Genomic DNA, 22,683 nt, shown 5'->3' with positions numbered 1-22,683 from the left:
TAGAATATCAACAGTGCTTTTTCTGTTTTCGGGCTCATTTCTGGAAATGGAGCCAAAAACAGGCTGCTAGAGAAATTCCTGCTGTAACCGGTGTTTCCATTTTCGGGGCTAAAACAGAAGGGCTAACCTGCGGAAACAAGCTAGCCTATCTGGTAAGTGACCGGGTAATTAAGGTTGCCGTCTGCGCATCTTGAAGATTACAGGAACCCCGGTGGTGCCGTTTGACAGAAAGGACAGCGTTAAAACCCCGTCTTGCAAAGACACAGACCCTTTCATGGTTTGGTTTAAGGTCATTTCATTCTTGGTGGCATCATACACATAGGTGAACGTCTTGGCGTCTGTGGAAGTGGTCACCTTCGGGCTGGTCATTTTACAGTCATTCCCGACAGGCGTGAAATTGAAGCTGTGTTTCTCAATCACTGAGGTCCAGGCAATACTGCCGGTGTTGGTGATGTTAAAGGTGGAGGTTAAGAATTTCTCTTTGTCTTGGTAGGAGACTTCTCCACAGATTCTGTTTCCTCGGTCTTGGAAATGAAAATAGTCAGAACCGTTGACTGTGTAAGAGGTTAAATCCCAGAGGCCTACCAATGACAGATCAGCGGTAAAGGTAAGCGGGGTGCCGGCAACCAGCGTTCCATCTCCTTTTTTCACAGTAGCTTCCACTTGCTGGTCACCGCTGGCGCCTGCTTTCATGGTCCAAGTCACTTGGGCAATTCCCTCTGCGTTGGTGGTTGATTTTGGAGCGCTCAGGCTCCCGCCGCCCGTTTTCACAGCCCATTCCACCTCAATGTTCTTCAGCAGTTTGCCGTCTTTGTCCGTCACTTTCACCTTCAGCGCTTTGGGCAGGGCCTGGCCGGCGCTGGCTTGCTGGTTGTTGCCGTCAGTGATGGTCACGGTATGCGGCTGGGCAGGTTTGTAAATGGCACTGATAGCCTTGGTCAGGGTTTTTCCTGTGTAATTATCAGCATAGACAATGTCAAAGGAAAAAGGCTTGTCCTGTAGGCCTACGGCATCTCTTTGGGCTACCTGCGTGAACCCGGTGGCGGTAGCGGTGGAGGTGAGCCGAATGCTGGCGTCTGAGATATTCTTGATAGAGACTTTTTGCAAAGGCAAGGCAATCTGGTTCATGCCTGCCTGCGCCTGAATGGTATTTTGGTACCCCGGAAAATCTGGGTTCTGGCCAGGGAACCAGCTTCTTACCTTATTGACCAGGGCAATAATCTGGTTGTATTGCTCCTGAAGTTTGTCTATGTAACTGAAGATGTCGGCAATGAGGGCACTCCCCGAAGATCTATCAGAAGTTACCAGGTTTCTGAATTCGCCGGTCAGCTGAAGGGTCTTGTCTTTCCCTTGCTGGAATTCAATTTCCCCGGCCCGTAGCGCAGTTGCAGCCGTGTTTGCTAACCGTTGGTTAGAAAAGTCTGAGAGAATGCTTTCTGGCACACCTTTAAGACTGCCTACTTCCGCAGCCAACGCTTTGGCCTTAGAAAAGTAAATCAACCCCCCGCCAAGACTGGCCGCCGCCAACACTTTAGAGAAAAAAGTGGGGTCAGGGGTGTACACCAAGGCTACACCAACAGAAAGGCCAATGATAGAATTGATAACCGCGTCTTTAAAGGCAATACCCGTCTGAAACAAGGCTTCGCCCGGATCCACGCTGGAGCGACGGTGGTTGGCAGGGTTGGGCGGCGTTAGAATGAAATCAGCGTCATTGGGCATGGCTCCTCGCAAGTAATAAGCCATCTCCATCTGCTCCTGGGCAGAAAGTTTGGGGAAGTTCTCCTGCAGTATCTGTTTCTGCCTGTTTAAAACGGCAATGTAGGCAGGGTCAAGTTTTATGATGGGGTTACTTACGTACGTCTGGAATCTGTCTGCAATCTGCCCTAACTCAGCTGTGAACGTATTGGCGATGGCAGTTGGGTCAGTAATAGGCGAATAGGCTGCTATGGTCAACTCCACTTGTTTGTCAATGCCCACACCGCTGTAGTCAACCACCGTTTTGCCAGGTGGGAGCACGGGCAAAATGAACAATACCCGGTTGGAGTCTGCCTCAATGGCTTGCACGTCCTTTCCGCCCACCTTTAGCATGGTGGTGCCCGTGATTTTAGGTTTTGAGCTGGCCTTGGCAATCACAACCTGGCCCGGCGTGGCCGAAGTGGTAACCAGTTCTATGGAATTTGCTGGCGTGTTGGGCGCGTCCGGTTCAGGCTCCTCCTCAGAAGAACTACAGGCGGCCACAAAGAACAGCGCCAAAAAATAAGGTAAAATCCTTTTCATATACATTAGTAGTGGTAAGGCAGTGAAGGAGAAAGAAACGAAAAGATGCCTCTCTCATTACAAAGGTCCGAGGATTTAAGCATTCAGCCAATACCTAGTTTTAAGTATTTGTCCAGGAGAATGATGGGTGTAAAGTAAGAAATATGCAATTTTTAGATATAGCACAATGTCTAAAAAAGAGGGAAACCTTGGCGGTATCCATCGCGGGTGAATTGAAATAAAAAGAGGGGAGATGGGACATTGACTTCAGCCTAAATTAAAGCAGGAAATCAGGTGGCCGGGAAGGAAATTAACATTTTGCCTGGTAGGTGAAACCAGCCCTGGTGCTGAACTTTTTCGTTTTCGGGCTCATTTCCTGAAATAGAGCCGAAAACAGAAAAAGTCTACCCATCTAACCAGGTCTTAAAGGCGGCCACGCGCTCGCGGCTGACGAGTACTTCTTCCTGGGCGTGGTGGCGCAGCTGTACTTTAAGGCGGCTGTTGGTGAAATGCAGAATGTCTTGAATGGCATTTAGCTGCACCAGATAACCGCGGTTCACTCTAAAGAAGCGTTTGGGGTCCACCAGTTGCTCCAGCTGTTCCACGGTGTAGTCAAGGGCGTAGCGGCGGTTGTCAGAGGTCTGCAGAAAGGTGGCTTTCTCAAAGCTGTAGAAGAAATCAATCTCCTCCACGGGCACCGCCCTTATGTGTTCACCCACCTTGATCACAAACCGGTTTTTGTACGAAGGCGCGGCAGGGTGCTGCAACTGGTGCAAAGCCTGCTGCAGGAGTTGCAGAGACGCCTCGGGCTGTGGGGCGGCGGCGGGGCCGGAAGTTGTGAGCCGTTGGAATTTGAGCAGGGCCTGGCGCAGGTCATCAGAATCAATGGGTTTTAAAAGGTAGTCTATGCTGTTGGCTTTGAAGGCGCGCAGCGCATAGGCGTCATAGGCGGTGGTGAAGATGATGGGGCAGGTGACCGGCACTTCGTCAAAAATGCTGAAGCTCAGGCCATCGCCTAGTTGTATGTCAAAGAAAGCGAGGTCTGGCATAGGCTGCTCCCTGAAAAACGCGACGGCTTCCTGCACAGAGGCCAGCTTGGCCACCACCTGCAGGGGCACCTCTTCCTGTGATTCCAGTAAGTGCGCCAACCGGTTGGCCGCCAGGGGTTCGTCTTCAAGAAGGAGCGCGCGGAGCATAGCGGTGATTCGTTTTTAGTGATTCGTTGTCAGAAATAGGATTTCCGTTTTTGGCTTCGTTTCTGGAAATGAGCCCGAAAACGGCTTTTGGTTACGCTTGAAAGGTGAGCAGCGGCAGTTTCACGGTGAAAGTGGTTTCGGTGGCCTGGGTTTCCATTTTTTTGGTGGTGAGCATGTCATAGCGGGCGGCAATGTTGGCCAGGCCCAGGCCGCTGGGCGGCTCATGCTGCGGTTTGGGCTGCAGGTTATTCTGCACGGTTAGGTAATCTCCGGTAAGGGTAATGTCTACCTGCAGCGGTTCTTTGGCCCAGGCCCGGTTGTGTTTCACGGCGTTCTCCAGCAGCATCTGCAAGGCCAGCGGCGGCACATAAAAGCCCGCCGGAACCGTCTGGGGCAAGTTCACCACCAGGCTTTCGCCTAACCGTATGTTCTGCAGAAAGGCATAACGCTGCGTGAAATGGAGTTCCTCTTCCAGGGGCACCACTTCCTTCTGCTGCGAATCCAGGACGTAGCGGTACACCTCAGACAGTTGCTTGATGAATTTCACGGCCAGATCGGGCTCGGCGTGCACCAGGCTGGTGAGCGCGTTGAGGCTGTTGAACAAGAAATGCGGGTTCACCTGGTTTTTGAGGGCTTCGTACTTAGAGAGGGCGGTCTCTTTCTGGAAGCGCTCGGCCTGCACCGCCGTCTCGCGCCAGCCCCGCAAAAACGCGACGGCGTGCAACGTCATGGTGATCATGTACGTGACGAGCATCTGGCTGCCCATGGTCCAGCGCACGCGGGCAGTGTGCATGATGTTGAAATCGCGCTGCGGCAAGAACACATACCAGAACCAGTTCACCAAAAACACAATAACGGCCGAATACACCAGCACGGCAATCAAGGTGATGAAAAAGCGCTTCCAGGGGTTTTCTGCCCAGGAGACAATGAACCCCAGGCTGTTGCTCAGGTAGCCGTTCCCCAGCCACAAAAAGCAGAAGAGACTGAACGAATACAGAAAATTTCGCCAGGTGAGGTTCAGGTTGGTGTAGCAGTTCTCACACGTGAGCAGCACCTGTACCCCAGCCAACAGCGCAAACAGCAAGATCCATTTCAAGATGGAAACAAAGCGCTTGCCGGGAATCCCGAAGGTTGATTTCATGGCGAAAAGGTAAGGATTTAAGGGCTAAAAACTGCCTTTGTGCTTTGTAAGGGCGGCAGGAAAATTGGTTGGATTTTAGGTGAAGCGCAGAAAAGTGTTTTTTCAGTCCTGGAAAGTAACCCACCCCAACCCCTCCCAGGAGGGGAGTTATCAGCACGAGTTTTGAACGTCTTTCTTGGTATTCCATTTCCCTTCAAGGAGGGAATTTGGATATCCGTTTTCGGCTCCATTTCCAGAAATGAAGCCGAAAACGCAACCTGTAGAGACCAGGCACTGCCTTGTCTCCACGTATTCCAGATAACTCCCACCTGGGAGGGGTGAGTTTTATGTTTCCAGTAAACCAAGGTTAATTGCATTTGGCCAGCAAAGCCAGGTTGTTCTGTTCGCCCCATGTGGGCTGCAGCGGCTGGGTGGTTTTCTGGGCGGCGTATTTCTCTTTGGCGGTCTGCAGCAAGGGTTTGGCCGCTTCTGGTCCGCCGCCAAACATTTTAGGCATGTTAAACGTGTTCTGGCCCAGCAAAAAATACACGCGCGGGTTGTTTGGGTTCAGTTGTTTGGCTTTCTCCAGGGCGCTCACCACCAAACCCGAGTATTTCATGCCACGCATCATGGGCGAAATCACCAGGCGCGCCTGGTGCAGATAGCCTTGCAGCGCATACAGCTCAGATTCTTTGGGCTCCAGCTTGAAGGCGCGGTCCAGGTAAGTCTGGGCTTTGTCTAGCAGGGCCTCGCGCTGTTCCTCTTCTTTTACCCGGAACGAGACACTGATTTGGGCGAAAGCGGCGTAATAGGCGGGCAGCCATTGCTTGGGTTCGGCCTCTGCAATGCGGTTGAATTTGTTGACCAGCGGCAAGGTTTCCTCGGTGGTTTTGGCGGCCTTGAACTGTTGCAGCGTCTCTGTTAAAGCCGCCTGAAAATTGCCCTGGGCCTGTACCAGCATGGAAAGAAAGAACAACGGCACGAAGAATAACTTTTTCATTTGAATGGTTTTTAGGGTTTGACGTTTTTGGCTCCGTTTCCGGAAATGAGCCCGAAAACGGAAAATTGGTAATTGCTTATTGAGGATTGTTTAAGGAGAGTAGCACGCTAACACATTAAAAAATTAGCACCTTATTTTCGGTCATTGATGGAGAACATAAGCGCGATGACGGCAAAGCGTTTGGCACCCGGCACCACCGGCTGAAAAGCGTAGGAACCGTTGGCGTCTGGGCTGGCCGCGTACCGGTACCCAAACACATTCTCGCGGCCCAAGAGGTTGGTGCAGGCCACGTGCAGAATAGTGGAATGGCCTTTAAAAGTGGTTAAGTAGCTGGCGCTGAAGCTCAAATCTTGGTAATTCTTGGTCTGGCTTTGCATAAAACCCTCCAGGTTGGGGTTGTGGTACGGCCTTCCGCTGGTGTAACTGTAGGTAAAGCCCACGTAGGTTTTGATGGGAAAGATCATCTGCTTGTACACCAGGTTCACGTTGTGCGTAGACGCGAAGCCGGGTTGCGCCGCCACCGGATAGCCTTTGTACAGCCGCTTGCTGTCTAAGAGCGAGTAAGACACCCAGTAATCGGCACCTTTGAGGGTCTGTTGGTCGCGCCAGAAGACTTCCACGCCGCGGGCGTAGCCGTGACCGCCGTTGGTGATGGCAGAGGCGTCTCTCAGTTGCAGCGCGTTGTATTTGATTAAGTGCTGGTAGTCTTTGTAGTAGCCTTCAATGCGCAGCGTGCGTTTGTTGGCGGTGTGCTGGTAGTTGAGAATGTAGTGGTCGGCGCGTTCAAAGCTGAGGTTTTGGGTGTATTTGAGGTAGTCATGCTCCGGGGTTTGGTAAAAGTGGCCGTAGGCGAAGGAAAACTGCCCAAACGCGTTCACTTTGTAGGCCAATGCCATCCTGGGCGACAAGGCCTGCTGGTCTAAGGCAGAAGAACGCTCCCACCGCAGCCCCGGCCGGGCCACCAGTTTGTCGCCTAAATACACATCGGCTTCCGCGAAGGCGGCCACGTTCTGGTCCTTTACCGCGCCGCTCCAGGCGGTGGCTTCGGGGGTTTCTAAGGTTTGCTGATAATTTTTGAGTTGCACTTCAGCGCCCGTGCGCAGCGTAACCGCGTAGCCCAGGTCTCTGATGATGACCGCCTTGCCGTTCCAGGCATTTTGCTGGGTGGAAATCTGGGTGGCATCGGCTTGCAGGAAATCTTTTGTGTGGGTAAACGCCATGCCCGCCTGCAAAGTCCATTTCTCCTTGTAAACTTCCTCAAAAGTGCTGTTCAGGAACAGGTTTCTGTTGCTCAAATCCACGGCTACGGGCTGTTGCGGTCGGTCTATATCTGGCTGAAATAGACCAAACTGGCTGTGGGCATAAGTGCCGTACACTTTAAGCAAACCGGTTTTGGAAGTCTTGTGCCGGAAGACCAGGCTGCCGGCTTTGGTCTCGGGCATTTTGCGCCAGTTCTGGCGTTGCGGCACCAGGCGCATGTAGGGCTGCAGGTTGGTGTAGTCTAAAGAACCCGCCACTGACGTGTTTTCCCAGCGTTTGGTCCTGGAAAGGGTAGCGCCCACTGACATCAATGAAACACCGGTCTGCGAGGCGTCTGGCAAATCTTGACTCTGCAACAGCAACGCTGACGAAAGCGCCTGCCCGTATTCGGCGGAGAACCCACCCGAGCTGAAGGCCATGCCGCTGAACAAAAACGGCGAGAACCTGCCCCGCGCCGGAACGTCTGGCACGCTGGCGTTGTAGGGGTTGGCCACCAAGAGCCCGTCAATGAATGTCTTGGCTTCATAGCTGTCGCCGCCCCGTACAAAGAGTTTTCCTTCTTCGCCCACTTTCTGCGTGCCGGGCAAGGTGTTGAGCGCCGCCATAATATCGGCACTGGCCCCGGCGGTGGTCACAATGTCGCGGGAGTTGAGCAGGGCGCTTCGTTTCTCATCACTGGCCTCAAACGCGCCCGCCGAGATGACCACTGCCTGTAATTGCCGCTGGTCTTGCCTGAGCGTGAGGTGCAGCGCCGGCATGGATTGGTATACCTCAATTTGTTTCTCCAACGGTAAATACCCCAGAAAACTGATCACCAAGGTCTGCGTGCCGGTTTCCTTCGTGCTGAATTGGAACGCGCCGTTTCCGTCCGTGCTGGCCCCATCATACAAACCTTTCAGGTACACGTTGGCACCCACCACCGGCTGGCCCTGCGCGTCTTTCACCTGGCCCTGCACCGTGACCTGGGCTTGCGAGGTAAGCGTGAGGAGCGTTAGGAGGAAGGAAAGGAGGGCAGCCGTTTTCATAGCGGGTTTGGTTAGGTTCTGAGCAAAGGTGCCCCGCCAAAACCGCGTCTGAAATTTAAAGGAGATGAACTGTGGAAGAAGGTGGATGAAGTGTAGGACAGAGGAGATAAGTAGTTTCTGTTTTTGGCTTCATTTCCAGAAATGAGCCCTAAAACAGAAAGAGCCCGCAGCAATGCGGGCTCTTTCTGTTTGTCTACAATTGAAACGATTGTTTCTAATCTTCAGCGTTTTTCTTTTCAGAGGATTTAGCTTTGGCGGCCATTTCTTTTTCTTTCAGAGCAAGTTTCTTGGCTTTCTCTTTTTCTTTCAAAGCAGCGGCCTTCTCTTTGGCAGCTTGTTTTTTGGCGTCCTCTTTTTCCATGAGGGCTTGGTCTAAGGCCTCATATCTGGCGTCTTCGGCGGCTATTCTGGCTCTTTCCTTTTCTTTCAGGGCCAATTTCTTAGCTTTCTCTTTTTCTTTAAGGGCAATCTTCTTGGCTTTCGCTTTCTCTTTCAGCGCCAGTTTTTTGGCTTTTGCTTTCTCTTTGGCAGCTGCTTTTTTAGCACCACCATCCTCTTTCAGGATAGACGTGCTTACGCTAGAGGTAGAAGTGGCATGGGCGCTTCCAACGGCTAGTGCCAACACTACGGTAAAGGCGGTAAAAAATCTTTTCATATCAGTTAGATTGGAGTGTGGTTGTCTGGTGCGTAAATATAGAATGATTTTTAGAATTTATATATTTATACCGAAAAAATATTTTTTCGTTTCAATTCAATCTTTTTTAAGTCATGAAATTGCGTTTTTGGCATCATTTCCGGTTTTGAGCCCAAAAACAAAAACCGCTTCTCTCCCAATAGAAGGAGAGAAGCGGTTGTAAATAGAAGGAATCAGAGAATAAATTTGATATCAGTCGCTGGCCTTTAAATTTTATATGAGGTAAGGCTAAACGAGTCTTTAAAACTCAGCACTTTTGGGAAAGCGGGGGAAAGGAATCACATCTCTAATGTTGCCCATGCCGGTCACAAACAACAGCAGACGCTCAAAGCCCAACCCGAAGCCGCTGTGCGGCACCGTGCCAAACCTGCGGGTGTCTAAGAACCACCACAGTTCTTTCTCGGGAACGCCCATTTCTTGCATGCGGGCCACCAGTTTCTCGTAGCTTTCCTCGCGCTGGCTTCCGCCAATTATTTCGCCAATGCCGGGGAACAGCACATCCATGGCGCGCACGGTTTTGCCGTCTTCGTCCAGCTTCATGTAGAAACTCTTGATGTCTTTGGGATAGTTGGTGAGAATGACCGGTTTCTTGAAGTGCTTCTCTACCAAGTAGCGCTCGTGCTCGCTTTGCAAGTCTGTGCCCCAGTCTACTTTGTATTCAAACTTCTGCTTGGCGGTTTTCAGAATTTCCACGGCCTCTGTGTAGGTAAGGCGCTGGAAGTCATTGTCCACCACAAACTGCAGGCGGGCTAGGAGTTCCTTGTCGTACATCTCGTTCAGGAAAGCCAGGTCTTCAGCGCAATGGTCCAAGGCGTAGCGCACCAGGTACTTCAGGAAGTCCTCCGCCAGGTCCATGTTGTCTTCCAGTTCATAGAACGCCATTTCGGGCTCAATCATCCAGAACTCGGCTAAGTGACGGCTGGTGTTGGAGTTCTCTGCCCTGAACGTAGGCCCGAAGGTGTAAACTTCAGACAAAGCCATGGCCAACACTTCGCCTTCCAGCTGCCCGGAAACGGTTAGGTTAGAAGAACGCCCGAAGAAATCCTGGGAGAAATCTACTTCGCCGGTCTCCGTTTTGGGAGGATTCACGGGGTCTAAGGTAGTTACCCGGAACATCTCGCCTGCACCTTCAGCGTCTGAGGCAGTAATTACCGGCGTGTGCACATAGAAAAAGCCTTTCTCATTGAAATAGTTGTGCACGGCAAACGCCATGGCGTGCCGAACGCGCAAGACCGCGCCAAACGTGTTGGTGCGCGGGCGAAGGTGGGCAATCTCGCGCAGGAACTCCAGCGAGTGGCCTTTCTTCTGCAGCGGATAGGTTTCTGGGTCTGCCAGGCCTAACACTTCTACGGTTTTGGCCTGAATCTCTACCGTCTGGCCTTTGCCCTGGCTTTCTACCAAGGTACCCAAAATAGAAACACTTGCGCCGGTGGTCACGTCCTTCAATGCCTCCTCAGAGAACACGTTCATGTCGGCCACTACCTGAATGTTATTGATGGTAGAGCCGTCGTTCACGGCAATGAAGGTCACGTATTTGTTGCCGCGCTTGGTGCGCACCCAACCTTTTACCAACACCTCTTGCCCTTGGCCGGGCGTCTGGAGCAATGCGTTTACTTTGGTTCGTTTCATGGTCTTAGACGTATCAGGTAGCAAGTATCAGATAGCAGGTACTTTGCTGGTGCAAAAGTAAGGAGCAAGTTACAGAATTCTTAAAAAAAGAAAGTTTTCCCCTTTTGTCTTGCTACTTGATACCTGCTACTTGCTACCCCACACCCGGCGTGACTAACCTTTTTTGCATTGCCGTAGTAAAAAACCATAACTTTGGCCTAGTCCGTGCTCCATGGGACCAGTGCTTTTCCGCCTATGCAAAGACTCGACCTAAAACAACTACTTGGCCAGAAACTGTCGCCGCAGCAGATACAGTTCATAAAACTGCTGCAGGTGCCCACCGCCGAACTGGAGGCGCGTATCAAAGAAGAGCTGGAGATGAACCCGGCTCTGGAAGAAGGGGACGTGGCCGACGAGCCCGCCCAAGACAATGAAGAATCGAGCGACTCTGACGAAGATTTCGACAACACCGAACCCGATGATTTTGCCGAGGAAGAAGCGCGCCGCGACGATGATGACGTGAACATTGACGACTATCTCAATGATGACGAGATAGCCGGTTACAAAATGCAGGGCGATGGCCCCGGCGAGGAAGAAGACCGTGAAATGCCTATCGCGTTTATGGGTTCGCTCACCGACTCGTTGATGGAGCAGTTGGATTTCCTGAACTTAGACGAAAAACAGCATGCCATTGGCGTACAGCTGATTGGCAGCATTGACGAGGAAGGCTACATACGCCGCGACATGCAGGCCATTTCCAATGATTTGGCTTTCTCGCAGAACATAGACGCCAGCGTAGAGGAGATTGAAGACGTGCTCCGAAGAATTCAGGCCTTTGACCCGCCCGGCATCGCCGCCCGTGACCTGCAAGAATGCCTTTTGCTGCAACTGGAACGCCGCGACCCCGACGAAATCACCGAGGTAGCAGAGCAGATTATCCATGACACTTTTGACGAGTTCACCAAGAAACACTACCCCCGCATTCAGCAGAAACTGGAGTTGGAAGATTACGAATTGAAGTCGGCGATTGACTTGATTCTGAAACTAAACCCAAAACCCGGCGGAAGCGGCGGCGCGGGGCGCGTGCAGTACGTGATTCCGGACTTCATCATCACCAACGAGGAAGGCCAACTGCAACTTTCTCTCAACGCCCGCAACGCGCCAGATTTGCGTATCTCCCGGTCGTACGCAGATATGTTTGATGCCTATGACAAAAGCGCCAAAACAGACAAAAAGCTGAAGGAAACCGTGACCTTTGTAAAGCAGAAACTGGACGCGGCCAAGTGGTTTATAGACGCCATCAAACAGCGCCAGAACACCTTGCTCCGCACCATGGAAGCCTTGATGAAACGTCAGTATGATTACTTTCTGGACGGCGATGAAAGCAAGCTCAAACCCATGATTCTGAAAGACATTGCGGAAGACATCGGTATGGACATTTCCACCGTGAGCCGCGTGGCCAACAGCAAAAGCGTGCAGACTGAGTTCGGGATAATTCCGTTGAAATTCTTCTTTTCAGAGGGCATTGCCACCGACGCCGGCGAAGACGCCAGTAGCCGTGAGGTGAAAGCTATTCTCAAAGACATCATTGAAAAAGAGAACAAGCGCAAGCCGCTCTCAGATGACAAAATTGAGAAGATGCTCAATGACAAAGGCTACAACATTGCCCGCCGCACCGTGGCCAAATACCGCGAGCAATTGAACCTGCCCGTAGCCCGCCTGCGTAAAGAACTCTAACAAGCTTCTGCCAAGTCAGTTTTCACTTCTGCAGCACCTTTCTTAGAGGCGGGCACCAAGATTTTGGATGTCTTAATTTTTTAGCGGCAACGCTTATTTGGTGCCCCTAAACGTCTACCATTTTACCCTGAAACAGCACCTAAAATCAAACAAATTAAATTTATTCTAAAAGTTTGCTTTACCGTATATAGCTTGCCATCAGATGATTTCTGGTGCTAGTCCTACTTTTTAATTCTTACTTATACAGTGAATAACCGCCTCGCGATGGTTCTTTCAGTGGTGTTCCATCCGCTGCTGCTGCCTTCGTACCTGTTTGCGTTGATTTTATATTTCCTTCCGGCAGAGGCCGTTACCCTGCCCATGCCCGCCCGAAGGCTGGTGCTGCTGCTGGTGTTCATCACCACGTTTCTGCTGCCCAGTTTTGGTACGTTCCTGCTGCAGAAGGCTGGCGTGGTGACTACTTTTACCCTAGACGCAAGGGTTGACCGCCGGTGGCCCCTGCTGATGGCGGCTATCTGTTTCACCATGACCAGCGCGGTGTTCTACCGGCAACCTTATTTTGACCGCATCTTTTTTCTGGTGATGGGCGTGATTACCGCCACTGTTTACGCCACGCTGGTCATCAACCAGTTCTGGAAAATAAGTGCCCACTCCATAGGGCTGGGAGGTAGTCTGGGTATTTTGCTTTTGTTACACAGCTGGCTGCCTGAACCCATTTTAGTTTTCCCCATTGTAGCCTTCATTGTGATTTCTGGGGCGGTCATGACGGCCCGGTTGTCTCTGGGTGCGCACTCCACCAAGCAGATTTACGTGGGGTTTGCGCTGGGGCTGCTGGTGGGAATTAGTTTGTGGGGACTTCCGTTTTAGGCTTCATTTCCAGAAATCAGCCCCAAAACGGGAATTGGATTTACTTGAATTTCAGTTCAAGGAAATAGACTTCTGAAGGTTGTTCTGGGTAATATTGGTCCTTCATTTTCTCAGCCTTCATCACAATGGAGCGCTCTTTGGTCCAAAAGCACTCCAGCGGGTTGAATAACAGCTGGTTTAATTCTAAGATTTTCATCAATTCTAATGGCTTGTCTGGGTCGCTTTGGCTTTCTTCCACCTTCCAAATCTGTAACCCCAAAGGCTCACTTTCCAACCCATAGGTGAGATAGCACATGAAGTATTTGCCATCAGGTGAGAAAATTGGTGTATCCCAGATTTGAGTTTTGGTCCCAGTTCTAGAAATGAATTGCCATTCAACCGCTTCATAGAAGATGGTTCTCAAAAGATGGCTCTCAATGGTTTTGTAATACCCTTTGTACTCATGCGTAATGTCTTCTTCCTCAATATCAGGAACCACACGGTCTCTATAGATGAAAGAGGTGTCATCATCTTCTATGAACTGAGAAATTGGAATTGTTAATTGGCCACTTTTCTTCTTGATATAGTTTGTGTCAGGTTGCACTGGCGATTGATACGTACTTGCGGCATCCTTAAAGCGGGCTTCAGTGATTTCTGAAATAGTGAAAATACCGGCACTTCCTTCCTTTTGAACGCGGGCGCCCTTTTTCTGCTCAGTAGCTTCTTCCGATTTCTGGGAACAGGAAACCACTAGAAAGGCAAATAGAACTAGCGCATATTTCATGAATGCAGTAGCTAAGAGATTATATTGTTAAAGTCGTTCGAAGCCATGTTTGATTTTCTGTTTTCGGGCCCATTTTCAGAAATGAGCCCGAAAACAGAAAAGATTACTCGCCTTTGAAAACGGGTTTGCGCTTTTCATTGAAGGCGGCAACGCCCTCGCGGTAATCAGCGGAGTTGCCGGCAATTTCCTGGCAATAGGCTTCGTATTCCAGCATTTCGTCCAGGTTAGATTCAAAGGATTTGTTCAGCATTTTTTTCATGAGCCCGATGGTTTTGGTAGGGGCGCTGGCGTAGCGGGCGGCTATTTCCTGCACGGCGGCGTCCAGTTCCTCGGGGGAAACTACTTGGTTGACTAAACCTAAGCGCAAGGCTTCCTCGGCTTTTACTTTGGTGCCCAGCGTGCTTAGTTCAAAGGCTTTGCGCATGCCCACCAAACGTGGTAGAAAGTACGAGGAGCCAGAATCCAGCACCAAACCTACGTTAATGAACACCTCAATAAGGCTGGCCTCAGAAGACGCTACCACGTAATCACAGGCCAGGGCCAAAGAACAACCGGCGCCCGCGGCCACGCCGTTCAGGCGGCAGATAATGGGCTTGGGAAGTTCACGCATGGCTTTGATAATGGGATTGTAGCGTTTGTGCAAACTTTCAGAAAGCGAACGTTTCTCAGCGCCGGCTATGGCTTTCAGGTCCTGGCCCGAGCAGAACGCGCGGCCTGCGCCGGTGAGAATGACCACGCGCACGGCGGCGTCACGGGTTACTTTTTTCAGGGCATCCTGTAATTCGTAACTTTGCTGGTCATCAAAGGCGTTGAAGACCTCGGGGCGGTTGAGCGTGATGGTGGCGATGCCGTTGTCAACGGTATATAGAAGCTGTGTTTCTGGCATGGTTTTTAGAGGTTTAAGGGAGAAATGGGCCGAGCCCGTTTATCAAAAGTAGATATTTGCCGTGGGAGTGCCAAGCGCACGGCGCAGGAGCCGAGGGGCGGGCAGAAGAAGACTCAAACACAGACTATGACTCACCAACTCAAGCGCAGTTTCGTTTTATTGACCGGTATTGTTGCCTTGCTGCTTTCCAGTTTAGGAAGCTCTGCGCAAAGCAAAACCGAACAAGCCATTGCCCAGGATTTTATGAAGTTCCTGGCGCTGCAAGGCGGCCGCGTGACACGCGTGGACAAAGAAATTCTGCCCTTGCAACGCAGCGAAGTGTACCTCAATGACTCCCTCTGGGCCCGCGTGAACCTCACCGACAACAACCGTCTGCTGGCGCGCCAAGGCTGGTACGGGGCCGGACCCATGCTCAAAATGGACTATAAGTTCAACGCCAGGGACTTCGCCTCAATGAAGCGGCAGTTGGCCGACACCACTAAAAAAGAGTGGCTGCCCAGTGATTTCACAGATTCCATCACGGTCCTGCAAGACAAGGCGCTGGTGCCATCGGCGTTTTACGTTTTCTCAAAGCCGCTGGTGTTCCCAGACAAAAAGCTGGTGCTGGTGAAACGTCATTTCCGGGCTGAGAAAATCACCGCCCGCTGGACCGCGCTGGAAGTCTACCAAATTCTGAAAGACGGCAAATTCAAACTGGTAAACACGTACCTGCGCAGCGATAAATAACTCAGGTTTTTGCGGAAAATCACAATTCGGGCTGCTGTCTTTCCTTTCGTTAATCATAGAAGCTGTTTTGGGCTTTCCAAAAAGCATCACTCGTTCGCGTCTCGCGCGTGTGGAAACGGCAAACTCCAACTTCCATTTCCGTTTTGGGGCTCATTTCCAGAAATGAGGCCCAAAACGCGTAAATATCTCTTTCTGAAATTCGGGAACCCGAACCCTTTGGCAAGGCGTGATTTATTGGCAGCGGCGGCTTTAGCAGCGAAAAAGTAGCTTATTTCAATTGGCTTCTTATCTTTACTTCGCTAACACACAAAACTTCTGCTGACCCATGAACAAAACCTTTACTTTTCTGTTAGGGGCTGCCTTTCTGGCCGTTCCATCTTTTGCCCAAACCGCTGAGCCGCTAGACGCCGCCGTGGTGGAGAAAATCCGTCAGGAGGGGCTCAACAACTCCAAAGTGATGGAGTTGGCTTTTTACCTCACAGACGTGAACGGCCCGCGCCTGTCGGGTTCTACCGGTCTGGCCAAAGCCAACCAGTGGACCAAAGAGAAACTGGCTTCCTTCGGGTTGGTCAACGCCACCATTGAGCCTTGGGGAACCTTCGGCAAAGGCTGGGAAGTGGAGAAATCTTACGTTGCGCTCTCTAAACCGTATTACCAGCCCATGATAGGCTCGCCCAAGGCTTGGACGCCCGGCACCAACGGCGCAGTCAAAGGCCAAGTGGTGGTGGTGAAAGCCGCCACCGAAGCAGATCTGGCGCAGTACGCCGGAAAACTCAAAGGCAAAATTGTGATGATGGAAGTGACCAACCCCATCAAAACCACCTTTGCGGCCGACGGAAGCCGTTACACCGAGGACCAACTACAGAAATTAGCGGAGCCGGTACAGGCCGCGCCCAACCGCGCGCCCATGACGCCCGAGCAGCAGAACGCCATGCGCGCCCGCCGGGCCTTAATGACCAAAATGAGCGAAATGTTCAAGTCTGAAGGTGCCGTGGCCATTTTCTCCGGAAGATCTGGTGCCCACGGTACGTTCTTCACCAGCAATGGTGCTTCTTACGCCGTAGATGCGCCCGCCGCGTTGCCGGAGTTTGAGATGGCCCTGGAAGATTTGGCCCGCATGAGCCGCCTAGTGGCTGCTGGTATTCCGGTGGAAGTGGAGATGGAAAGCAAAACCCGTTTCTTAACTGAAGACCCACAAGGCTACAACGTGATTGCTGAAATTCCGGGCACCGATAAGAAACTGAAGTCTGAGATTGTGATGCTGGGCGGCCATATTGACTCCTGGCACGCCGCCACTGGCGCCACTGACAATGCTGCTGGTGTGGCCGTGATGATGGAAGCCGTTCGTATTATCAAAGCTCTTAATTTACAGCCGAAGCGTACCATCAGAATTGCCCTTTGGGGTGGTGAGGAGCAAGGTTTGTTCGGGTCACGCGGATACGTGAAAAAGCACATCGGCGACCCGCAGACCATGAAACTGATGCCTGCCCACGCCAACATTTCGGCCTACTATAACTTAGACAACGGTACCGGCAAAATCAGAGGCATCTACACCCAGGGCAACGAAGCCGTAGCACCATTGTTCACCGAGTGGCTGAAGCCGTTCCATTCTTTAGGCGCTACTACCGTGACCAACCGCAACACCGGCGGCACCGACCACCAGTCGTTTGACGCGGTGGGCATCCCCGGTTTCCAGTTCATTCAGGACGCCATTGAGTACAACACCCGCACGCACCACACCAACATGGACACCTATGACCGCCTGCAGGCTGATGACCTTAAACAAGCATCGGTGATTGTGGCCTCGTTTGTGTACCAAAGCGCCATCAGAAAAGATAAACTGCCGCGCAAAGCGTTGCCAGCCCCAAGACCTCCGCAGTCTTAAGTTCTGATAGCAAGTAGCAAGACTTGTTTTGAAATGAAAATCGGCCTTTCTCCATTATGGGGAAGGCCGATTTTTTTTGGTGCGGCTTGAAGTGAATGGGCTGGATTAAACTTTTACTAAACGCGGATTCTCCCCTTGAGGAATGCCCGAACGAGAGTTAGAGGCAGCGAGCGAAGCTCTGCAGAGGGGTGTTTACATTAGCTGATTTACGCATTGCTGATTGTAGGGACAGGTCGCGACCTGTCCTGAACGGTGGCCTAACCAATCTATTTGCCACGAAGAAAAAAGCGAACACCCACAAAAGAAATGCGTGGATCAGGAATGCGTGGGACAGGTCGCGACCTGTCCGTACAGATCATAAATGCGTATTCTCCTTTGTAAACACACTTCTGCAGAGCTTCGCTCGCTGCCTCTAACTCTCGTTCGGGAAATCCTCAAGGGGAGAATCCGCGTTTAGTAATGGCAGTCAACAGTTGATTGAAGTGTCATTTCCCGTTTTTGCCTCCATTTCCAGAAATGAGCCCTAAAACGGGAAAAGCCACTTGGCAATAGCTTTACAGCGAGTAGGTTACCAATTCAGCTTAGGTAAATTTGGTAAGAATAGCGTTCTTAGAGGCTTCAACGGGTACACATCAAACACATGAAAAAACTTTCCTGCTTCGTTCTCTCGGTTTTCTTCACGTTCCTAGCGTTTAGCACTCAGGCGCAGGCCATCAATAACATCATTCCCAAGCCGGTTTCGTTTACAACTACCAAAAACAAAGCGGTGACTATTACGCCGCAGACGGTGATTGTAGCTGATGCGCCCTTCAAAGACCAGGCAGTCTATTTGCAGGAACAAGTACAGAAGCAGTTGGGCTTCGCGCCCAAGATTGTCCCTCACATACCCAAGGTGGGGACGTATATTACATTAGCAGCGTCAAAGGCGGTGAATAAACCAGAAATGTATGTCCTGGAGACCGCTGACCGACAAATCTCTATTGCAGCGCAGGACGTGCCAGGCGTGGTGCACGGCATTCAGACTTTGTTGCAGTTACTGCCCTTGCAGAAATCAAAAACCGTGACAGTGTCGGCGGTAAAGGTGACCGATTACCCACGCTTCGCGTACCGGGGTATGCACTTAGACGTGAGCCGCCACATCTTTCCGGTGGAGTTCATCAAGAAATACATTGACTACCTGGCGTTCCATAAGTTCAACACGTTCCACTGGCACCTCACAGATGACCAGGGCTGGCGCTTGCAGATTGACTCGTACCCCAAACTGAACCAGATAAGCTCTTACCGCAATTCCACCTTGATTGGCCATTTCAAAGACACGCCCGCGCGGTATGACTCCATCCGGTACGGCGGTTTCTACACCAAAGACCAAGTGCGTGACATTGTGAAATATGCGCAGGTGCGGGGCATCAACGTGATTCCGGAGATTGACATTCCGGGCCACAGCCGCGCCGTGATTGCCGCTTACCCAGAATTCAGCACGCGCCCAGACACCACGTGGCAAGTGGCCAACACCTGGGGCATGTACAACCGGCAGAACAATGTGCTGGCACCCAACCCCGCTACGTTCAAGTTTCTGGAGACGGTTTTTGGCGAAGTGGCAGATCTGTTTCCGTCACAATACATTCACATCGGCGGCGATGAAACCAGCAAAAAGTGGTGGAAGGAAGACCCCAAAACGCAGGCATTCATGAAAGCCAACAACCTCAAAGACGAAAAGGAACTGCAAACCTACTTCGTGAAACAGGTGGCGGGTTATCTGGCCAAGAAGAATAAACGCATTATTGGCTGGCATGAAATTCTGGAAGGCAAACTAGACACCACGGCCATCATCATGAACTGGGGCGGCGCCAAAGAAGGCATTGCCGCCGCGAAGTTGAAGCATCACGTGATCATGAGCCCCGGCAAGCCGCTGTACTTTGACGCCTACCAATCCAAAGACCCCAAAGACAGCCTGGCCATTCATGGCTACAACCCCGTAGATGCTGTGTACGCGTTCAACCCGGTGCCCGAAGAACTGGAAAAGCAGAATCTGGGCCAATACATCATGGGCGCGCAAGGCAACGTCTGGACCGAATACATTGGCTATCCGTCTAAAGTGGAGTACATGGTATTCCCGCGCATGACCGCTTTAAGCGAAGTTTTGTGGACCGACCCCAAGCAGAAGAATTACGAAGATTTCAAAAAACGCCTGAAGAGCAACGCCATCCCAAGGTACAATTTCTGGAACAGCGCCTACTTCAAAAACTACGAGCAGTGGACCATTGACAAAGAGAAATAAGGAATTTCCGTTTTCCGTTTTAGGCTCCGTTTTCAGAAATGAGCCTGAAAACGGATACCGGTACTTAAGCATTGTTCACGCATTCCGTCCCCCTTTGAAGGGGGTAGGGGGATGATGGCTTTTCCGATGATAGCTTTTGAGTAAAAATTTATGACTGCATAATTCTTCTTTTCATAGCCAAAACTGTACGTGCGTCAATGGGGCTTATCATCCCCCTACCCCCCTTCAAAGGAGGACGGAATGTGTGTAATTTTCGCACCAAAAGGAATAATTGGCTTAAAAAATATCTGCCCATAACAACTGCCACATTTAAGAAATCAATCAACAATTACCAATCAACAATTTTCCGTTTTCGGGCTCATTCCTGGAAATGAGCCCGAAAACGGAAGGCTGGTGCGTTTGGCTTCTGTTTCGTATCTTTACCTATCACCGTTTTGCCGCTTATGTCTACCCGTGCCGCTGATATGCTGTTGAATGCCATGCTCACCATCTCGTTTCTAATCTTGATGTGGCGCCTGGAAGACCCAAATATTCTGGTGACACTGTTTGCGTTCATCGGGTTTATGGCGTTTGTGATCATCAAGATTGTGATCACGCTGCGCAGACGAGACAAGAAACCCCTAAACTAAAACTCATGGCCTCGTTCTTCCTTAATTTAACGCCCGCTAAAACCAACGCCACCTCGTTGTCATGGCTGTACCTGTTCATGGCGGTAGTGTTCCTGCTGCTGGGCGGACTTGGTCTTATGCGGGAATACGATGCCGGCGCGCGGGATTTTACTTCCTTTGCGTTGCCGTTGATTCAGGTGGCCATTGCGCTGGCGTACTTTTTCATTGCCTGGAAGAAAAGTCGGCCGGTGGGCAAACAGTACGTGCAGGTCACAGAGGAGCAGCTGGAACTGAAACTGGAAGCCAACCAAGACGCGCTGGTGTTGCCCTGGAGTTCCATAAGTCTGTTGCGCGTGCAGCAGAACAAATTGATGTACCGTCTGGTGTCGGGGCAAGGTGGCGAGGTGGATTTGGAGTCACTGCCCGAGGAACACGAAGAAGCCGTGCGCGATGCCCTGCGCACCGCCGGAAAACAGAAAGGCGTGAGTCTCTAGAAACTACGTTTTTGGCCTCGTTTCCAGAAATGAGCCCGAAAACAGAAGCGGGTGCCTTGTACAAGGCACCCGCTTCTGTTTTATAGACCTATCAGATTTTTACCGAAGGTGATTTGCCGGCTTCTTCCGCTCAAGGTGTTTTGCGCAATGCGGTCACAGAGTTCGCCGCCAAGGGGCCGTGGCTACGCTTTTGGGGCAACGTTTAACCGCTCTGGAATACATATAGTGGTTTTTTAATGCAGCCGAAGAACTGTTTATTAACCCTAAGGCACCTGCCGCGTAAAAAAGGGGCCGGGCAACGCTCGGCCTGACCATCACTTGAACCTACCTGACTATGAAAACATACCTGACCATCTTCTGCGTTGTAGCCCTGGCCTGGGGCATGGCTAGCTGCGGCGACTCCTCAGACTCCACCTCAGTAGACGCCGCCGGCAAGCACAATGAAAAACTGCTGGAAAGCACCGGCAAAGATGAAAAAGCCGGCTGGTTTGTGGCCGAAGCCGCCAGTGCCGGCATGCTGGAGGCCGAACTGGGCCGCTTGGCCAGCAGCAAAGCCCAGGACGCCCGCGTGAAGCAGTACGGCCAACTCATGCTGGACCACCACACCCAAGGCAACAAACAGCTCAAGCAGATTGCTGACCTCAAGAACCTGATCACGCCCACCAGCCTGGGCGAAGACCACCAGGAAATTTACAATGAACTCATGAGCCAAAGCGGCGCGGCCTTTGACAAAGCCTACATGCAGTCTATGGTCAAAAGCCACAAGGAAACCATTGACAGATTTGAGCAGATGGCCAACGAGGGCACCGACCTGGAACTGAAAAACTTCGCCGCCAAAACCTTGCCCATGCTGCGCGCCCACCTAGAGCAAGCGGAGCAAATAGAGGATGCCTTGGAAGCATAACCACAGCATGGAGAGAAAACGCATATTCATGAAACACGCCCTGGCTATTTGGGTGCTTGCCCTTTTGCTGGGGATAACCGCCTGCACCACCGCAGATTTGGGCACCTCCACCGGCGGTGGCGGCACCGGCACTACCGCCAACAGCCAGGCAGATAAAAACTTTCTGGCCAGCGCAGCTAGCAGCAACCAACTGGAGATAAAACTCAGTGAACTGGCCCAGCAGCGGTCGGCTAACCTGGAGGTGCGGGAGTTCGCCAAGCTTATGGTGCAGCAGCATACCAAATTCAGCAATGAGCTAAAAGGTGTGGCCCAGCAGATGCGGCTCACGTATAGTACCAATCTTACGCAGGGCCACCAGACCCGTTATGACAAGGTGGTCAAAATGACCGGTGCCGGGTTTGAGAAAGCCTTTGTGCAGGAAATGGAGATGCTCTACCAACAAGACATTGCTATTTACCAGCAGGCCGGGAGCAACAGTACCAACTTCGCCCTGCGGGCCTACGCGCTTAAGAACACACCCATTTTACAAGGACACCTGCGCTTAGCCACGCAATTGAAAAACATACTCCCTTAATCAACTTCACCTGCCTGCAGTTACATTCACCAAGAAGGAACATAACCAAGAACGCCATGAAAAAGATAGGAGCCATAGTACTAGTAGCTTTGATGACAGGGGCCTGTAGCCGGGTGAACACCTCTACGTCCAACAATATTCCTACCACAGACGCCTATGAAGCCGCCATGCGGACCAACGGTTCTGGGGCCGGAGGTGCCACCGGTGCCGTAACCGTAGGGAAAGAACCCGTTATGAACACCGGGGCCACCAGCGCCATGGCGGGAACCATGACCTTTGACAACCGGCCCATGACTGAGGAGAGTTTTCTGATGGAAGCCGCCAGCAGCAATATCATGGAAATAGAAGCCAGCCGCCTGGCCCTGCAGAAAGCCACCCACGCGGAGGTGAAGAAATTCGCGCAGATGCTGGTAGACCACCACACCAAAACCAGCCTGGAACTTATGTCTGTGGCGTCTGGTATGAACGTGAATTTGCCTACCACCATGATGCCCGCCCACCAGGAAGTCATGACCAAGCTTTCAAAATTGTCTGGGGCTGATTTTGATGAAGAATACATGCAGGCCATGGTGTCTGTGCACAAGCAAGACGTGGCCAAGTTTGAGGTTGTGAGCAACAGCGCGCCCACCGTTTCTGTGAAAGCCTTCGCCATACGGGCGCTCCCGGCCCTGCGCATTCACCTGCGCGAAGCAGACCAGCTGGAAGACAAAGTAGACAAGTAACGGTTGCCACCCAGCGTAAACCATTCAGCGGCTGCTGCATAACTCTGCCTTCGCTTTGCTACACCACCAGAGTCAGAATG

The 22,683-nt window shown here is 51.6% G+C and carries 19 protein-coding genes; 10 read left to right on the top strand and 9 right to left on the bottom strand.

Annotated features, from left to right (window positions below; all coding sequences use genetic code 11):
• Positions 1-168: 168 nt before the first annotated feature.
• The 7 genes from IMY23_RS11815 to asnS all read right to left on the bottom strand — a co-directional run bounded on the left by IMY23_RS11815 (position 169) and on the right by asnS (position 10,180).
• Positions 169-2,277 (bottom strand): Ig-like domain-containing protein, encoded by a 2,109-nt coding sequence (locus IMY23_RS11815; protein WP_192822283.1) that lies wholly within the window; start codon positions 2,275-2,277, stop codon positions 169-171.
• Between the two features lie 383 nt (positions 2,278-2,660).
• Positions 2,661-3,452: a LytTR family DNA-binding domain-containing protein gene (locus IMY23_RS11810; RefSeq protein WP_192822282.1), complete on the bottom strand. Its 792-nt coding sequence runs from the start codon at positions 3,450-3,452 to the stop codon at positions 2,661-2,663.
• A 91-nt stretch (positions 3,453-3,543) separates the two neighbouring features.
• On the bottom strand, positions 3,544-4,593 hold the full coding sequence (locus IMY23_RS11805; RefSeq protein ID WP_192822281.1) for a sensor histidine kinase: 1,050 nt from the start codon (positions 4,591-4,593) through the stop codon (positions 3,544-3,546).
• Between the two features lie 346 nt (positions 4,594-4,939).
• Positions 4,940-5,572: a hypothetical protein gene (locus tag IMY23_RS11800; protein ID WP_192822280.1), complete on the bottom strand. Its 633-nt coding sequence runs from the start codon at positions 5,570-5,572 to the stop codon at positions 4,940-4,942.
• A 131-nt stretch (positions 5,573-5,703) separates the two neighbouring features.
• The gene (locus IMY23_RS11795) at positions 5,704-7,857 is read right to left on the bottom strand and encodes a TonB-dependent receptor (protein WP_192822279.1); all 2,154 of its coding nucleotides are present in this window, start codon (positions 7,855-7,857) and stop codon (positions 5,704-5,706) included.
• Between the two features lie 214 nt (positions 7,858-8,071).
• On the bottom strand, positions 8,072-8,512 hold the full coding sequence (locus IMY23_RS11790) for a hypothetical protein (RefSeq protein WP_192822278.1): 441 nt from the start codon (positions 8,510-8,512) through the stop codon (positions 8,072-8,074).
• A 279-nt stretch (positions 8,513-8,791) separates the two neighbouring features.
• The gene (gene asnS / locus IMY23_RS11785) at positions 8,792-10,180 is read right to left on the bottom strand and encodes an asparagine--tRNA ligase (protein WP_192822277.1); all 1,389 of its coding nucleotides are present in this window, start codon (positions 10,178-10,180) and stop codon (positions 8,792-8,794) included.
• Positions 10,181-10,414: 234 nt separating this feature from the next.
• On the opposite strand from asnS, the gene rpoN reads away from it, so the two are divergent.
• Together rpoN and IMY23_RS11775 are read left to right on the top strand one after the other, a co-directional pair.
• Entirely contained in the window at positions 10,415-11,896 is a 1,482-nt protein-coding gene (gene rpoN, locus IMY23_RS11780; protein WP_192822276.1) for an RNA polymerase factor sigma-54, read from the top strand.
• Between the two features lie 264 nt (positions 11,897-12,160).
• Positions 12,161-12,763, top strand: a complete 603-nt coding sequence (locus IMY23_RS11775; RefSeq protein WP_192822275.1) for a hypothetical protein — start codon at positions 12,161-12,163, stop codon at positions 12,761-12,763.
• A gap of 40 nt (positions 12,764-12,803) precedes the next feature.
• Here the strand turns inward: IMY23_RS11775 and IMY23_RS11770 are convergent, their stop codons facing one another.
• Positions 12,804-13,526: a hypothetical protein gene (locus IMY23_RS11770; RefSeq protein ID WP_192822274.1), complete on the bottom strand. Its 723-nt coding sequence runs from the start codon at positions 13,524-13,526 to the stop codon at positions 12,804-12,806.
• A gap of 103 nt (positions 13,527-13,629) precedes the next feature.
• On the bottom strand, positions 13,630-14,412 hold the full coding sequence (locus tag IMY23_RS11765) for an enoyl-CoA hydratase/isomerase family protein (RefSeq protein ID WP_192822273.1): 783 nt from the start codon (positions 14,410-14,412) through the stop codon (positions 13,630-13,632).
• Between the two features lie 126 nt (positions 14,413-14,538).
• On the opposite strand from IMY23_RS11765, the gene IMY23_RS11760 reads away from it, so the two are divergent.
• From IMY23_RS11760 to IMY23_RS11725, 8 genes are all read left to right on the top strand, one after another.
• Complete coding sequence (locus IMY23_RS11760; RefSeq protein WP_192822272.1) at positions 14,539-15,138, top strand: hypothetical protein; 600 nt, start codon at positions 14,539-14,541, stop codon at positions 15,136-15,138.
• A 325-nt stretch (positions 15,139-15,463) separates the two neighbouring features.
• Positions 15,464-17,023 carry a M20/M25/M40 family metallo-hydrolase gene (locus IMY23_RS11755; RefSeq protein WP_192822271.1) on the top strand — a complete coding sequence of 520 codons (1,560 nt, stop codon included), beginning with the start codon at positions 15,464-15,466 and terminating at the stop codon, positions 17,021-17,023.
• Between the two features lie 640 nt (positions 17,024-17,663).
• Complete coding sequence (locus IMY23_RS11750; protein WP_192822270.1) at positions 17,664-19,301, top strand: beta-N-acetylhexosaminidase; 1,638 nt, start codon at positions 17,664-17,666, stop codon at positions 19,299-19,301.
• Positions 19,302-19,744: 443 nt separating this feature from the next.
• On the top strand, positions 19,745-19,930 hold the full coding sequence (locus IMY23_RS11745) for a hypothetical protein (protein ID WP_192822269.1): 186 nt from the start codon (positions 19,745-19,747) through the stop codon (positions 19,928-19,930).
• Between the two features lie 5 nt (positions 19,931-19,935).
• A complete protein-coding gene (locus IMY23_RS11740; protein ID WP_192822268.1) occupies positions 19,936-20,403 on the top strand; it encodes a hypothetical protein in 468 nt (155 codons plus the stop codon).
• Between the two features lie 334 nt (positions 20,404-20,737).
• Positions 20,738-21,307 carry a DUF4142 domain-containing protein gene (locus tag IMY23_RS11735; RefSeq protein ID WP_192822267.1) on the top strand — a complete coding sequence of 190 codons (570 nt, stop codon included), beginning with the start codon at positions 20,738-20,740 and terminating at the stop codon, positions 21,305-21,307.
• A 28-nt stretch (positions 21,308-21,335) separates the two neighbouring features.
• On the top strand, positions 21,336-21,881 hold the full coding sequence (locus IMY23_RS11730; protein ID WP_192822266.1) for a DUF4142 domain-containing protein: 546 nt from the start codon (positions 21,336-21,338) through the stop codon (positions 21,879-21,881).
• A gap of 56 nt (positions 21,882-21,937) precedes the next feature.
• Positions 21,938-22,603 (top strand): DUF4142 domain-containing protein, encoded by a 666-nt coding sequence (locus IMY23_RS11725; protein ID WP_192822265.1) that lies wholly within the window; start codon positions 21,938-21,940, stop codon positions 22,601-22,603.
• Positions 22,604-22,683 lie beyond the last annotated feature (80 nt).

Origin of the sequence: Rufibacter sp. LB8, assembly GCF_014876185.1 — a bacterium.
Lineage (GTDB): Bacteria > Bacteroidota > Bacteroidia > Cytophagales > Hymenobacteraceae > Nibribacter.
Note: the sequence above shows the minus strand (reverse complement) of the source record. Positions and strands in the feature narration are given on the sequence as shown.

Bases quoted from the DNA above. Each gene is read 5' to 3' on its own strand.
- IMY23_RS11745 (WP_192822269.1), top strand. From the start codon at position 19,745: ATGTCTACCCGTGCCGCTGATATGCTGTTGAATGCCATGCTCACCATC.
- IMY23_RS11815 (WP_192822283.1), bottom strand. From the start codon at position 2,277: ATGAAAAGGATTTTACCTTATTTTTTGGCGCTGTTCTTTGTGGCCGCC.
- IMY23_RS11725 (WP_192822265.1), top strand. From the start codon at position 21,938: ATGAAAAAGATAGGAGCCATAGTACTAGTAGCTTTGATGACAGGGGCC.
- IMY23_RS11750 (WP_192822270.1), top strand. From the start codon at position 17,664: ATGAAAAAACTTTCCTGCTTCGTTCTCTCGGTTTTCTTCACGTTCCTA.
- IMY23_RS11740 (WP_192822268.1), top strand. From the start codon at position 19,936: ATGGCCTCGTTCTTCCTTAATTTAACGCCCGCTAAAACCAACGCCACC.
- IMY23_RS11730 (WP_192822266.1), top strand. From the start codon at position 21,336: ATGAAACACGCCCTGGCTATTTGGGTGCTTGCCCTTTTGCTGGGGATA.
- IMY23_RS11735 (WP_192822267.1), top strand. From the start codon at position 20,738: ATGAAAACATACCTGACCATCTTCTGCGTTGTAGCCCTGGCCTGGGGC.
- IMY23_RS11770 (WP_192822274.1), bottom strand. From the start codon at position 13,526: ATGAAATATGCGCTAGTTCTATTTGCCTTTCTAGTGGTTTCCTGTTCC.
- rpoN (WP_192822276.1), top strand. From the start codon at position 10,415: ATGCAAAGACTCGACCTAAAACAACTACTTGGCCAGAAACTGTCGCCG.
- IMY23_RS11760 (WP_192822272.1), top strand. From the start codon at position 14,539: ATGACTCACCAACTCAAGCGCAGTTTCGTTTTATTGACCGGTATTGTT.
- IMY23_RS11800 (WP_192822280.1), bottom strand. From the start codon at position 5,572: ATGAAAAAGTTATTCTTCGTGCCGTTGTTCTTTCTTTCCATGCTGGTA.
- IMY23_RS11810 (WP_192822282.1), bottom strand. From the start codon at position 3,452: ATGCTCCGCGCGCTCCTTCTTGAAGACGAACCCCTGGCGGCCAACCGG.
- IMY23_RS11790 (WP_192822278.1), bottom strand. From the start codon at position 8,512: ATGAAAAGATTTTTTACCGCCTTTACCGTAGTGTTGGCACTAGCCGTT.
- IMY23_RS11805 (WP_192822281.1), bottom strand. From the start codon at position 4,593: ATGAAATCAACCTTCGGGATTCCCGGCAAGCGCTTTGTTTCCATCTTG.
- asnS (WP_192822277.1), bottom strand. From the start codon at position 10,180: ATGAAACGAACCAAAGTAAACGCATTGCTCCAGACGCCCGGCCAAGGG.
- IMY23_RS11795 (WP_192822279.1), bottom strand. From the start codon at position 7,857: ATGAAAACGGCTGCCCTCCTTTCCTTCCTCCTAACGCTCCTCACGCTT.
- IMY23_RS11765 (WP_192822273.1), bottom strand. From the start codon at position 14,412: ATGCCAGAAACACAGCTTCTATATACCGTTGACAACGGCATCGCCACC.
- IMY23_RS11775 (WP_192822275.1), top strand. From the start codon at position 12,161: ATGGTTCTTTCAGTGGTGTTCCATCCGCTGCTGCTGCCTTCGTACCTG.
- IMY23_RS11755 (WP_192822271.1), top strand. From the start codon at position 15,464: ATGAACAAAACCTTTACTTTTCTGTTAGGGGCTGCCTTTCTGGCCGTT.